The sequence below is a fragment of the Paraniabella aurantiaca genome, assembly GCF_050309965.1.
GTDB lineage: Bacteria > Bacteroidota > Bacteroidia > Chitinophagales > Chitinophagaceae > Niabella.
The window spans coordinates 2,866,941-2,879,948 of record NZ_JBLOSY010000001.1; the positions used below are offsets into that span (position 1 = coordinate 2,866,941).

At 42.5% G+C, this 13,008-nt stretch carries 16 protein-coding genes; 8 read left to right on the plus strand and 8 right to left on the minus strand.

Annotated features, from left to right (window positions below):
* Nucleotides 1–83: 83 nt before the first annotated feature.
* The 3 genes from fabF to ACLOAU_RS12535 all read right to left on the minus strand — a co-directional run bounded on the left by fabF (nt 84) and on the right by ACLOAU_RS12535 (nt 3,248).
* Nucleotides 84–1,328, minus strand: coding sequence for a beta-ketoacyl-ACP synthase II (gene fabF / locus ACLOAU_RS12525; RefSeq protein WP_427862212.1), 1,245 nt, complete (start codon nt 1,326–1,328; stop codon nt 84–86).
* A 93-nt stretch (nt 1,329–1,421) separates the two neighbouring features.
* Nucleotides 1,422–1,973 (minus strand): TetR/AcrR family transcriptional regulator, encoded by a 552-nt coding sequence (locus ACLOAU_RS12530; RefSeq protein ID WP_427862213.1) that lies wholly within the window; start codon nt 1,971–1,973, stop codon nt 1,422–1,424.
* A 114-nt stretch (nt 1,974–2,087) separates the two neighbouring features.
* Nucleotides 2,088–3,248 (minus strand): acyltransferase family protein, encoded by a 1,161-nt coding sequence (locus ACLOAU_RS12535; protein ID WP_427862214.1) that lies wholly within the window; start codon nt 3,246–3,248, stop codon nt 2,088–2,090.
* Between the two features lie 210 nt (nt 3,249–3,458).
* Here ACLOAU_RS12535 and murB point away from each other — a divergent pair, with 210 nt between their 5' ends.
* Both murB and ACLOAU_RS12545 read left to right on the plus strand, forming a co-directional pair.
* The gene (murB, locus tag ACLOAU_RS12540) at nt 3,459–4,481 is read left to right on the plus strand and encodes a UDP-N-acetylmuramate dehydrogenase (RefSeq protein ID WP_427862215.1); all 1,023 of its coding nucleotides are present in this window, start codon (nt 3,459–3,461) and stop codon (nt 4,479–4,481) included.
* A gap of 192 nt (nt 4,482–4,673) precedes the next feature.
* Nucleotides 4,674–5,363: a porin family protein gene (locus ACLOAU_RS12545; protein ID WP_427862216.1), complete on the plus strand. Its 690-nt coding sequence runs from the start codon at nt 4,674–4,676 to the stop codon at nt 5,361–5,363.
* 85 nt (nt 5,364–5,448) lie between these two features.
* Here the strand turns inward: ACLOAU_RS12545 and ACLOAU_RS12550 are convergent, their stop codons facing one another.
* Nucleotides 5,449–6,060: a superoxide dismutase family protein gene (locus ACLOAU_RS12550; RefSeq protein ID WP_427862217.1), complete on the minus strand. Its 612-nt coding sequence runs from the start codon at nt 6,058–6,060 to the stop codon at nt 5,449–5,451.
* A 125-nt stretch (nt 6,061–6,185) separates the two neighbouring features.
* Between ACLOAU_RS12550 and ACLOAU_RS12555 the strand changes: the two genes are divergently transcribed.
* From ACLOAU_RS12555 to ACLOAU_RS12570, 4 genes are all read left to right on the plus strand, one after another.
* The gene (locus tag ACLOAU_RS12555) at nt 6,186–6,749 is read left to right on the plus strand and encodes an NUDIX domain-containing protein (RefSeq protein WP_427862218.1); all 564 of its coding nucleotides are present in this window, start codon (nt 6,186–6,188) and stop codon (nt 6,747–6,749) included.
* A 3-nt stretch (nt 6,750–6,752) separates the two neighbouring features.
* Complete coding sequence (locus ACLOAU_RS12560; RefSeq protein ID WP_427862219.1) at nt 6,753–7,241, plus strand: DUF4112 domain-containing protein; 489 nt, start codon at nt 6,753–6,755, stop codon at nt 7,239–7,241.
* 70 nt (nt 7,242–7,311) lie between these two features.
* Complete coding sequence (gene rlmB / locus ACLOAU_RS12565) at nt 7,312–8,076, plus strand: 23S rRNA (guanosine(2251)-2'-O)-methyltransferase RlmB (RefSeq protein WP_427862220.1); 765 nt, start codon at nt 7,312–7,314, stop codon at nt 8,074–8,076.
* A 44-nt stretch (nt 8,077–8,120) separates the two neighbouring features.
* Complete coding sequence (locus ACLOAU_RS12570) at nt 8,121–9,122, plus strand: GSCFA domain-containing protein (RefSeq protein WP_427862221.1); 1,002 nt, start codon at nt 8,121–8,123, stop codon at nt 9,120–9,122.
* Here the strand turns inward: ACLOAU_RS12570 and tssD are convergent.
* The 4 genes from tssD to ACLOAU_RS12590 form a co-directional block, all read right to left on the minus strand.
* Nucleotides 9,119–9,622, minus strand: a complete 504-nt coding sequence (tssD, locus tag ACLOAU_RS12575; RefSeq protein ID WP_427862222.1) for a type VI secretion system tube protein TssD — start codon at nt 9,620–9,622, stop codon at nt 9,119–9,121. The two genes, ACLOAU_RS12570 and tssD, sit on opposite strands and share 4 nt — an antisense overlap.
* Before the next feature lie 73 nt (nt 9,623–9,695).
* Entirely contained in the window at nt 9,696–10,514 is an 819-nt protein-coding gene (locus ACLOAU_RS12580) for a sterol desaturase family protein (RefSeq protein WP_427862223.1), read from the minus strand.
* A gap of 6 nt (nt 10,515–10,520) precedes the next feature.
* The gene (locus ACLOAU_RS12585; protein WP_427862224.1) at nt 10,521–10,937 is read right to left on the minus strand and encodes a hypothetical protein; all 417 of its coding nucleotides are present in this window, start codon (nt 10,935–10,937) and stop codon (nt 10,521–10,523) included.
* A 371-nt stretch (nt 10,938–11,308) separates the two neighbouring features.
* Complete coding sequence (locus ACLOAU_RS12590; RefSeq protein WP_427862225.1) at nt 11,309–11,689, minus strand: SpoIIAA family protein; 381 nt, start codon at nt 11,687–11,689, stop codon at nt 11,309–11,311.
* A 239-nt stretch (nt 11,690–11,928) separates the two neighbouring features.
* Between ACLOAU_RS12590 and ACLOAU_RS12595 the strand changes: the two genes are divergently transcribed.
* Nucleotides 11,929–12,792, plus strand: a complete 864-nt coding sequence (locus tag ACLOAU_RS12595; RefSeq protein ID WP_427862226.1) for an SPFH domain-containing protein — start codon at nt 11,929–11,931, stop codon at nt 12,790–12,792.
* A 10-nt stretch (nt 12,793–12,802) separates the two neighbouring features.
* Nucleotides 12,803–13,003: a type II toxin-antitoxin system antitoxin gene (locus ACLOAU_RS12600; RefSeq protein WP_427862227.1), complete on the plus strand. Its 201-nt coding sequence runs from the start codon at nt 12,803–12,805 to the stop codon at nt 13,001–13,003.
* The last annotated feature ends 5 nt before the right edge of the window (nt 13,004–13,008 follow it).

Below are 13,008 nucleotides of genomic sequence, written 5' to 3' on the forward strand. Positions count from 1 at the left end.
AAAAAGACAGCACTTCTGCTGTCTCGCCCCCGGTGTCCGGGAATAAGCTATTACGATCCCGGCCGCGTTGCCGGTATTGGTTACTATGGAACGAACTTTTTAAAAATGCTACAGGCAATATGCCCGCCAAAGCCAAAAGTATTGCTGATAGCTATATTCACTTTTTTTGTTTCGGCTTTTCCCAATACGAGGTTCAATTTACCGGCGAACTCTGGTTCTACCTGTGTAGTGTTGATCGTGGGGGGAATGATATCAGTTTCCACTGCCTTAATGCAGGCAATAGCTTCAATAGCGCCGGCAGCACCCAGCAGGTGCCCGGTCATCGATTTGGTGGCACTAATGGATACATCCGGGTTATTTTCAAAAGCTCTTTGAATCGCCTTAAGTTCGCTCCTGTCGCCCATTGGAGTAGACGTAGCATGGGCATTGATATAATTAATGTCGTTGGCTGTAATTGCCGCATCTTCCATGGCTACCTTCATACCTAAATAAGCGCCGTCTCCTTCGGGATGGGTGCCCGTAATATGATAAGCATCTGCAGCAAGTCCGCCGCCGATGATCTCGGCAATGATCGGTGCATTTCTTTTCAAGGCGCTTTCGTAGCTTTCCAATACCAGGGTGCCGGCTCCTTCTCCCAAAACAAACCCATCCCTGTCTATATCGAACGGTTTCGATGCCTGCAGGTAATGATCATTATTAGTTGATAAAGCTTTGGATGCATTAAAGCCCCCGATAGAACTTTGGGTAATAGAGGCTTCTGAGCCACCTGTGATGATCATATCGGCTTTTCCCCAACGTATATAGTTGAAAGCATCAATAATAGAGGTATTGCTGGCAGAACAAGCTGCTGCAGTTGTATAATTAACGCCCCTCAATCCATAGCGGATGGATATAAGACCCGATGCAATGTTCATGATCCTTTTGGATATAAAAAACGGGTTAAACCTGGGTGTGCCATTACCGTTATTATATTCGGTCATTTGCTCCTCAAAGGTTGATACACCTCCATCACCCGACGCCCATATCACCCCGATCCGGTCTTTATTTAATTGGCTGAAATCGATCTGTGCATGTTCCACTGCTTGTTGTGCGCTCGCCAGCGCATACTGGGAGAAGGGATCGTACTTTCTTACCTCAGATTTCTCTATATATTGTAACGGATCAAAATCGCGCACTTCACAGGCGAACTTCGTTTTAAAATGCGTGGTATCAAACTTGCTGATCAGTTTGGCACCGCTTACACCATTAATAAGCGATTGCCAGTATTCAGGTACTGTATTGCCCAGGGGAGTAATGGCCCCCATTCCTGTTACAACTACTCGTTTCATTATTTTTAATTTTTATAATCCCTTGCGATATGCCTGGGACGGTTACCAGGTTAGCTATAAGTGTATTAAATGATTTCGTTCATATCCGGCCCTTTATTTCAGTAGTCCCTGCCGCAGGGTCTTTTTTATCAGGCTAAAATCTTTTTCACCGGTTAGCCTGGAAAGTTTCACAATGGCCATCATGCTGGCGATGATTAAAACCGCTCTTGTTCGGGGCGATTCATCAAAATGAAAAACGCCTTCCAGGCGGCCTTCTTTTAGGATATCTGTTACCCAGGTAAGAAAAGCATCTGAAAATTTTTTTATTTTTTCCTGTACCTCCGGCTCCAGCGTGTTATAATCTGTAGAAAGCGATCCCACTATGCAAACCTTATTCTGGTCTTTGATATCAGTGTAAATAGAAAAAAAACGATCCAGCTTTACAAGGGCTGTTTTATCCTGGCTTACCTGCTTGATCTGTTCCAGGCCTTTGATATGAAAATCAATTACAGCGATCCCCAGGTCTGTTTTGCGCGGAAAATGGTGATGGATCGAAGGCTTTTTAATGCCAACAATCTGGGCTACATCAACGAAGCTGAAAGCATTGTACCCCTTATCTCTTATCAGGGCGTCGGCGGTATAAATGATGTGCTCGCGTGTTGTCATGAGAGAATATTTTGACAAAGGTACAAACCTACCAGTAGGTAGGCAAATTATTTTTATAGAGATAACGGAGGATTTTATTTTCTTAACTGAAGACGTTTGAGGGGTCCTTTATATTTATTTTGCCGGTTCCGGAGCCGTTACGTTTTTGTTTGCCGGTTTTTTTCTGATTATCCGGCTTCTTAATCGCATAAATGGTTTTTCTACCGTGGTGTGCATGAGCCAGGCAAATCCGACGCAGGTGATCATGCAAATGAATAGCATGAGGTTATCATCAATTTTAAATCCGCTTAAAATTTTGTGCGTCATGTGTATTACGCCCTTGTGTGTTAAATAAATGGCATAGGACAGCGTAGCCAGGAAGTAGGTGGCTTTCGAGCTCCATTGGTATAGAAAGCTCCTGGTACTAACTGCGCCTGTTACGATAAGCCCGTATCCAAGGGCTATCAGCGGAAACCCAAATAAGGATGCATTAAACGTCATTTGGTTTTCACATAGGAAATAAGCCCCTGTTAAAAGTACAAGCCCTAGTGCTGTAAGAACATTGCCCCACCGGGAAATATAAGTCCAGGTTTGCGGAAGAAACCGGTAAATGGCGGCTATGCTAACGCCTGCCAATAATCCGTCGAGCCGGTTGTAAGTTGGATAGTAAATAAATTGATACCAATACATCCAGGGAGTTGCAGAATCAATATGAGGAAGGTAAAGGCTGGTATAGCTAATATATCTTATAACAAAACCCAATAGAAAAAGCCCGATCAGGATGCCGTAAGATCTCTTGAATCGCTTAAAGGTTTGCAGTGTAATAAGAGTAAGAGGCAGGAACAGGTAGAAATGTTCTTCTACACAGAGCGACCAGCAATGTGAAAAAGTTCCGTTGTCTTTTAAGTTCAGGCCGATATTTTGAGTAAAGGTTAAAAATTGCCATAAGGGCGGCAGGCTTTCTTTTTCCCGGAAAAAAGGAAAGCAAAAATAAAGTGCTACCGTTGCCAGGTAGGCTGGCACGATACGAAAGAAGCGCCTGGTAAAAAAGTCTTTGAAAGAAATAGGTTGTCCCTTTTTTATTTGAGCAAATAGCTGTGAGGAAATAAGGAAACCGCTGAGCACGAAAAACAAGTCAACGCCTGTCCAGCCAAATTGTGCTGTATCGGGAAGCCAGGCAGGTTGACCACCACTTAAAATAAAATAATGAAACAGAAAAACCAGGATAATTGCCAATGCCCTTAAATGGTCCAACCCATGCAGTCTTTCCTGGTGATTTTGTTGATGATGTGTCACTTTGTGTTATTGGCTTAAACTGGTTCCGGATGGGTACAGTTTTGTTTACGGATATTTGCCTGAAGATAGCGATACCCTGCGGTAAATATATGTTGAAAAGCAGGAATTATTTATTAAAACCTTTCAGACCTGAGCTTGGTTAGATGTGCCAAAGAAAGCCTTTAATGAATAGCGGGGAAAAGCTGCTTTTACTGTAACATTGCATACACAATGAGTATCCAGATACAAGATAATAAATCGCTAAAGCCGTTCAATACATTTGGGATGAACGTGCAGGCCAGACATTTTGTAACAGTTTCGGGCAGCGAAGAAGTAAGGGCCTCGTTACAATGGGCTACCGGTAAAGGAGTGTCATCCTTTATACTGGGAGGTGGCAGCAATATCCTCTTTACAAAAGATGTGGATGGCCTGGTGATACAAAATAGTATAATGGGTATTGAAAAGATATATGAAGATGAAGAATATGTGCATCTGAAAGTTGGAGGGGGAGAGGTCTGGCACCAGTTTGTTTTGTATTGCCTGGATCATAACTATGCCGGGGTTGAAAACCTGGCTTTGATCCCTGGCCTGGTAGGCGCTTCGCCCATGCAGAATATAGGCGCTTATGGCATAGAAATAAAAGAAGTTTTTCATGAGCTTACAGCTATACACCGGGCTACTTTGGAAGAAGTAAAGTTTTCTAATAGAGATTGTGAATTTGGCTACCGGGAAAGCGTTTTTAAGCACCAATATAAAGACCAGTTCTTTATTACTGATGTTACTTACAAGCTGAGCAAAAAGCCAGCTTTTAAAGTGGAATATGGCGCAATAAAGCAGGAGCTGGAAAAGGCCGGCGTACAGGAGTTGTCCATAAGGGCCATTGCCGATGCTGTTATTGCCATACGTTCTTCCAAACTGCCTGATCCGAAAGAAATAGGGAATGCAGGTAGTTTTTTTAAAAATCCATCTGTTTCAAAAGAGCAATTCGAAATATTAAAGCTTAAGTTTCCCGAAATAGTAGCTTATGAAAACCCTGATCATACCATGAAGCTCGCTGCCGGTTGGTTGATAGAGCAAGCCGGCTTAAAAGGCTTTAGAAAAGGTGATGCGGGTGTACATGCCCGTCAGGCCCTGGTGTTGGTGAATTATGGGAATGCCAGCGGAGCAGAAATTTTAGATACCTGCAGGCTGGTGCAAAATGCTGTGCAGGAAAGATTTGATGTGCAACTTTCGCCTGAAGTCAATATTGTATAAATAGCCTTAAATAATAAAGTCCTATATTCGCACCCGATTTTCAAGGCCCTCTGCTTATTAATTAAAATATTGAACGATGAAACGCCTTTCGGCTTTTGTCTCGCAATAGGCAGGTCTCATATTCGAGTCAGTGCATGCAGGGCGTTCCATCCGACAAAAAAACGCGGCTAAGCCGCAACTAAAATTTTACGGATGAAAAGAGTTTTTTTATTGGGTTTGATGTCAGCTACCCTGTGTTTAGGTCTTAACGCTCAAAGATCAGTTTACAACAGAGATGTAAGGTTCGGATTTAAGATAGATCCTGTATTTGCCAATTCTTTCCGTGCTGCGGAAAATGATATAGAACGTAGCGGCAGTGGATTTGGTGTAAACTACGGTTTGATGGCTGATGTTTTGTTTAGTGACGGTCGTGGTGCATTTGCTACAGGTTTGGAAGTAGCACATGCTTCGTCTGAATTGGTTTACAGTACCAGCAGCAGGGGATTGAAAAGGGCTGAAGCTGCAGGTGCCGATCAAAATTATAAGTTAAAGCTGCAATACCTGCAAATTCCGTTAAGTGTTAAGCTGAAAACCAACCAGAACAATGGTTTTAGGTTCTGGGGACAGTTTGGCACGTACATGGGAGCATTGTTAAAGTCGAGGATGGATTATTCTTATGGTTCAACATCAGAAAGCAACGTCAATGCGATGAAGAATACCAATAAGGTAAATATGGGTCTTTTAGTAGGTGCCGGTGGCGAGTACGAGGTGGCTCCTAAAACCGACCTGTTCTTCGGTATCGGTATGGAAAACGGGTTTACCGATATTACCGCTAATAAGGATTGGAAAGATGGAAAAGTGGGATTGAACCGATGGGCAATTCGTTTGGGAATGTTCTTTTAGTATCAGATCATCTTACTGAAAATACAAAGAGAGCTTGCAAACCTGCAAGCTCTCTTTTTTTTATATAGAAGGTAGGATCAGTACATTATTGTTTTACAATAACACCACAACCAACACGGGGACCAGAGTTACCGGTAGGCTGCGTTTTGTAATCATCGGTGCCGCCATGTACAATAATACCCAGGCCGATTACATTGTTTACTGCTTTATCGGTAATGCTCCATCTGTTAGTTGTTACCGATTTAGTGGCATGACCATTATTGTCTAATTTAATATTGCCAATGTCGCCGGAGTGGTAAGCTGCGGATCCCCATTCGCCATGATTCTCTTTAGTAGGGTTCCAGTGTCCATGAGCACCTTCTCCCTTATTGCTGCAGTCTCCATGCTCGTGAAAATGAACTGCTACATTGCTGTCTGCTCTTGCTTTATCATCAATTACCAGGTCAAGGCGTATTTGTGTACTGTCTAGCTGGTAGAACTGAGCAGTCCCTATTTGTTGTGTTGAATCTGCCGTAGACATCAGGTTCGCAGTAGCTACTAATGTGCCTTCTGCGGGATGGGTTTCTGTACCTTCCGTTGCAACAACGGCTGAATCGCCGCCGGTAGCTTCATCGCTGTTGGTATTAGCTCCGCCACCGCAGGATGCCAGCGCGGCCAGAGCAATTATACCGCTCAATAGTAAATGAGAACGTTTCATAATGCTTTTTTAATTTTAATTAAGAGGTTTGAACGAATAAAAATATATAAAAGTTTACTTTTACTATAGTTATAATTACTGTATTATCAATAATTATTGTCTTTGATACAAACATTGAACCAATTATGAGCGAGATCGAAAACCCGTGGAAGGTAACCGGTAAGAAAGAAGTGTATAGTAATCCCTGGATCAGTCTCACCGAATTTGATGTAGTAAACCCGGGCGGAGGAAAAGGGATTTATGGAAAAGTGCATTTTAAAAATGCTGCGATTGGTGTTATCGCCCTGGACGAGGATTTGAATACCTATCTCGTAGGGCAGTACCGGTTTGTTCTGGATGCTTATAGCTGGGAAATACCGGAAGGTGGTTGCCCGGAAGGCCAGGAAGCCTACCTGGAGGCTGCGCAGCGGGAGTTGTTGGAGGAGGCAGGTTTAACAGCAGATAATTGGACAGAATTATTACGTTTTCACTTGTCGAATTCGGTTTGCGATGAACATGGCATCATTTTTTTAGCAAGAAACTTGAAGCAAGGTATGCCTTCGCCCGAGGAAACAGAGCAGGATCTGCGATCTAAAAAAGTTCCTTTTAGCGAGGCCGTGGCAATGGTAAACGATGGTCGTATTACCGATTCTATTTCGATTATGGCTATACAGAAGCTGCAGCTGATGTTGCTGCTGAAAGAAATTTAAATCATGTCAAAAAGCCGGCAAAACATACCAGCCCCTATTATTAATGATCCCAGACTTAAAATGGTGCAGAAGGTAACCCGGCTGATGGATGAGCAATTCTCTATCGGCGGATTTAAGTTCGGGCTGGATCCTGTTTTAAACCTGATTCCTGTTGCAGGTGACGTAAGCAGCTACATTATATCCATTGCTTTGATCATTACCATGGCGCAACACGGCGCCTCGGGAAGGGTAGCAATGAAAATGCTGGGGAATGCCACACTGGATGCGCTGGTAGGCACTATACCTGTATTAGGATGGATATTCGACTTTTCTTACAAGGCAAATACGCGAAATTTGAAATTGTTAACGGAACACTATACCGAAGGAAAACATCGCGGAAGCGCTAAGCCGGTAATTATCTCCATTCTTGTCATTATGTTGTTGGTGCTAACCTTGTTGGTATATTTGGTAGTAAAGCTCTTCCAATGGCTGGAAGCGCTTATAATGCCCTAAATCGCCCCTTTTATAAATATCTGCATGTGGGCTGTATTGAATTGTAGTGGCTTTTTAGTTTCTTTGTCGGGTGAAAAATTTCAGGTCGCCGCAAAGGCCCAAAAAAAGTTCCTTAATTGTTGGCGCTGCCGCAATTATTGATGCTTTGCAACATGGCAAGGCTTTAGATAAAATTTATGTAGATGCCAAACTGGTAAGTGCAGACCTGTCTGTGCTAAGGAAGCTGGCTACCGAGCTGGCTGTGCCGCTTAACTACGTACCGCTTCAAAAGCTTAATACCTTTAACGTAGAAGGCCATGGCGGTTGTATCGCCCAGATCGCAAAAGTTCAGTACCAGAATTTACAGGATATTATCTCTTTTGTGGTAGAGCAGGGACAAACTCCGTTGTTCCTGATCTTAGACGGTATAACAGATATTCGTAACATCGGCGGTATCGCACGTACGGCCTGGTGCTGTGGTGTTAATGCAATTATCATTCCCGATAAAGGTGTGGGAGCGTTGAATGAAGATGCTATTCTTACTTCGGCAGGAGCATTGGAAAAGATCCCGGTATGCCGCGTTAACAGCCTGATGAAGGCGGTAGATGAACTGCATTTAAATGGTATTACTGTTTTTGCCAGCGAAATGACCGCGTCTAAAAATATTGCTGACTGCGACTTTTCTGGTCCGGCCGCTATTGTAATGGGTAGTGAAGAAAAAGGCGTTTATCCTGCGTTGCTAAAAATATGTGATGAGCGTATCAGCATTCCGATGAAGAATAACTTTGAAAGCCTGAACGTTTCAGTTGCCACAGGGATGATCTTATATGAAGTAATGAAGCAGCGGAGCGTGTAAGACTTTTACATTTTTAATTCTTTATTCTAAATTTTACATTCCGTATGGAATTTATGTCGCCTATACATATTCCGAAATTACCGGAGCCTGTTGCTTATGGAAATAAGCTGCTGTTGATCGGTTCTTGTTTTACTGAGCATATTGGCAATGCTTTGGCTGATTATAAATTCAATGTACTGCAGAATCCGCACGGAATACTGTTTGAGCCGGCCAGTGTAAGACATAGCCTGATATCTTACATAGAAAACAGGAAGTACACGGAGGCTGATCTCTTTTATTTAAATGAGGTATGGAACTCCTGGCATCATCATTCGCGCTTTTCTAACATTAATAAAGAAAAAGCGCTGGAGGCTATGAATCAGTCAGTGGAGCAGGCGCATCATTTTTTAAAAGATTGTGATTGGGTAATCATCACGCTGGGGTCAGCATTTTCTTATATATTGTCTTCCGATAATCCTGAAAAAGAGCGCTATGATCTGCATGTGGCCAATTGTCACCGGGCGCCGGGCCAATGGTTTTATAAAAAACTGTTAGGTGTCGAGGAGATTATAGCGGCTATGGATAATACGTATCACCGGTTGCGAACATTTAATCCTAAAATAAAAATACTGTTTACCGTAAGCCCTGTAAGACATTTACGGGATGGCGTTACAGAGAACAATCGCAGCAAAGCCCGTTTGATTGAAGTGGTGCATCATATGGTGGACAAGTTCCCGGGCGTATATTATTTCCCCGCCTATGAGTTGGTAATAGATGTACTGCGCGATTATCGTTTTTATGATGTAGACCTGGCGCATCCTAACTACCAGGCTACGGAGTTTGTACTGGAGAAGTTTACAGAAGCCTGTATTGACGATGCTTCAAAGCCTATAATGAAGGAAGTGAAGCAGGTGGCTATTGCCAGGAGGCATAAGGCGTTTCAGCCGGATACCAATGCTCATCAACAGTTTCTGAAGGCGCATTATGAAAAGGCAAAAGGATTGATGGAAAAATATGCCTTCCTGGACCTGAAGGAAGAAATGGATTATTTTTCTGGTGCTGATTAAGGCTTTGATTTGAAAGAATCAGTAGTAGTTAAACCTCCATCCATCCAAACCCACTCAATTTCCTCATAAACAAACGAGCATTCTTCATATTCTGCATACTTGCTTAGCTCAGGGTTTTTATTATTGGGCATTATGGTTCTGATACCAACAACCGAAGCATTTTTCAATCGTATAGTAAAGTGATTGACCTGTGTGCCTTGCCCGCCTGCTGTACCCATTTTGTTGGGAGTATAGAACTTTAATTCAAAACTGGTAAGCGCTTCGTTTTGAATGAGGGCTTGCGATAATGCTGTCGTGCTTTTGTCCAGCTCTTTAGTAATAACAAGGGGTTTGTGCTGGCGTCTGCCAGTGGCCTGGCCTGTAGCAGCATCGCGTGGAGAAATGATTTCGTGGTCAAAAGCAATTATTTCAATCAGCCCTTCTTTTCCTTTTTGAATAGTACTGCCTTTTATAACGCCTTGTTTGCTGCCGGTAATTTTCAGGTATGCATTTAGTGCCATTGGTTTAGATTTTACACTGCTAAGTTAGCAGCATTTAAAGCTATATGCTATACCATGAATAGGTGAGCGCCGATTAAGGGTTGGCGGTGTCGCCATCGTTGGCTGTTGTGGTTCTTTTAGTGAGTTTATCCGGAAGCAACGGTTGAATGAGCTGTCCGGCATAGTTTTTGGGAAATGGCTCTTTGATCCCGAAGCTGTCGGGTTCGTGCGGGGGGCAAACATAAGTGCCAAATAGTAGATCCATTAAAGGCGAAATATTGGCATAATTGCCGCGGTCTCTTTCTTTGTCGTGATGCCAGTGGTGGAGTTCAGGAGCGCCAATCAGCATCTTTAGCTTACCAATAGGTAATCTTACATTCGAATGGATATAAATAGCCCAAATACCTCTGAAAGCCACGATGAGCGCCAATGCTTCCAGCTCAAAACCGAAAATAAAAGCAGGCAGGTTGATCAGGCCAATCGTATAAATGCTATCAATAGGGTGTTCCCGGTGTGCCGCCAGCCAGTCGAGCTCTTCAGCACTATGATGTATCTTATGAAAGCGCCAGAGAAAATCTACTTTATGCTGAAGCCGGTGCCCCCAATAAATCAGCAGGTCGCTTAACAGCAAAACTTCTATGGCCTGAAGCCACAAAGGTTGTTGCTGGATCTTTTCTCTGAAGGAAGCGGGGATAATGCCATCGAGCCAAAAACTAAAATATTGTAGTACCCATAACACAACACCGCTCCATAAAAGATATTGACCCAGGAAATAACAGAGGTCCGTTAGCCACCCTTTCCTGAATATCTTTTGATCCTTCTTCGCCGGGAATGCTTTTTCCAAAGGAATAAATACCAGGCAAAGAAAGAACAGGCTGACAGCCGTGCCGAAGATCAGGCTTAAAAAGTCCATTGTCTGTTATTTAAATATTGATGTATCCGTATTCTTCTTGTAGTCCTGGTTAGTGTATCTGGGTTTCGCTGTTGGTTTAATAATGATGGCCGATTTAGAACTGCTCATTATCTGTTCTTCTGTCAGCAATGCTTTAGGTTTTAATTTGTGTTTCCATACGTCGACGGGTGGCGGTTGTTTAGGGTCGGCCAGGATGATCGATTTGGAAGACGAAAACATCCTTCGACCAGGTAAAGTGTCTTTAGGCTTTGAGGGCCTTGCAATAGTATTAGACCGAATGCTGCTTCCATTCGGACTGGTTTGCAAAGCTGCGTTGGGATTTATAAGATCGGGAAATAAGCCGGCCCTGTAGCACAGGAAAATAGTTACAAGAAAGATAGAAAATGTTAGTGCCAGGCCCTTTCCAAGTTTTGATCGCATCATAGTCTGCAATTTAGTTTTAAGACAAAAAGCTTGCATAAATATAATGTAAGAATTACATATTTAATTGATGGAGCTGAAAAAGGACTGTTAATTATAACATTTTGATTGTAAAAAGTCATTGAGTAAATTATTAGTTAACATTAGTAATAGTGCTTTGGCATGGGTTTGGTCCTATTATATTGGTGTGAATCGGCGATAGTAATTCTCAGGTATAGCAAAAAAGCATAAAAATAATGGTGAAAGATATAGGAGGAACCCTCCCTGGGGAGATATAAGAGGTTGATCTATAAAGACCGATCATGTTAACCTTAAAGTAAGTCCGGCGATCTGCCGGACTTTTTAGATGATCTTTATATGTAAGGTTGCAATGTTTATTGTAATGATGGGTCACTTGTGTGCAGCCATCGTATGGCGTCATCCATTTGTTCATGAGGGTAGATGCGCAACTCGCCGGGTATATCATTGCAGGTTTCATTGGTAAAGTTCTTCAGCCCTTCGAGGTTGCTAATGATTGCACAACGCTTCCAGGTGCTCCAATCCCTTACAGCCAGCCACAGGCTTTTAATCCACCAGGTAATAGAAAAACTGCTAAGATCATGTTCCAGCACCAGCATATAATTAAGATCCTTGTGGCTTCTTTTATACTGTTGAATAGCAGGAACAAGCGTGGTTTCAAAATCATTTCCATGAATAGTTCCGTACGCTTTAAATGCTACAATGTTGTTTGATATGTTTTTTATTTCTGTAATCATAGGTGGTTTTTTAAAAGGCCATTTGTTGTACAGGATATCCAAAGTCGTACCGAAAATATAAAGTGCTTTATTAATTCACCTTATACCTGGTTTAACCTGTTGATACCCACTAGTAAAAAATAATTCGTCATGGCTGGCGGCTATTCTTGTTTTCCTGCTTCGGTCCATCAGAAAATTATTAGGAACAAAGAATGATTTTTTATATCTTTATGATATCATTTTAATATCAAATAATTTATATGGAAAAAATCGTAAAACCAATGTCTGGCTTTTTAGCGTTGATCATTTCCCTTGCTGTTTTAGGGTTAGGTGTTTTTTTCTTCACGCGACCGGAGCCGGCTGGCACTAACATTATATTGGGCATTCTATGTGTTTTGGTGTTCATATTTTTTATTAAAGGGCTGATGATCATACAACCCAACCATTCAAGAGTGCTTACTTTTTTTGGTAAATATGTAGGATCTGTTAAAGAAAACGGACTGTTTTTTATTAACCCCTTATATGGTACACATAAATTAAGCTTGCGATCTCAGAATATGCAGGGACAAACTTTAAAAGTAAACGATAAAATGGGTAACCCTATTGAGATTGGGGCGGTAGTGGTATGGCAGGTGGGAGATACCTATAGAGCCGCTTATGATGTGGCTAATTATGTAGATTATGTAAATGCTCAAAGTGAAGCAGCTATCAGGCACCTGGCGGTTAGCTTTCCTTATGATAATCTTGAAGATGAACATGCAGGTATCACACTAAGAGAAAGCGGAGAAAAAGTAAACCAGATACTGGAGCAGGAGCTGACCGACCGGCTGGCGCGGGCTGGTATTATTGTGCAGGAGGCCCGTATCAGTCACCTGGCATATGCTTCGGAAATTGCCGGTGCCATGTTACAACGCCAGCAGGCAACCGCTATTGTAGCTGCCCGCACAAAAATTGTTGAAGGCGCTGTGGGTATGGTTGATCTGGCATTGAAAAAACTATCTGCAGAAAATATTGTTGAGTTAGATGATGAGCGTAAAGCTGCGATGGTAAGTAATTTAATGGTAGTGCTGTGCGGCGAAAAAGCTGCTCAACCTATTTTAAACGCAGGAACCCTGCATCACTAGAATCGATGTTTTGAACGATAAGAAGAGCTTTATATTAAGGATTAATCCCGACACTTTTCAGGCGCTTGAAAAATGGGCTGCTGATGAATTCAGAAGTGTTAACGGGCAAATAGAATATTTGCTGCATGAGGCGCTGTTAAAATCGGGGAGAGGGAAACCGGCAGCTAAGCCAGGTGATAAAACCAAGCCCAAAGGGAAGGATAAGGGATGATCAGT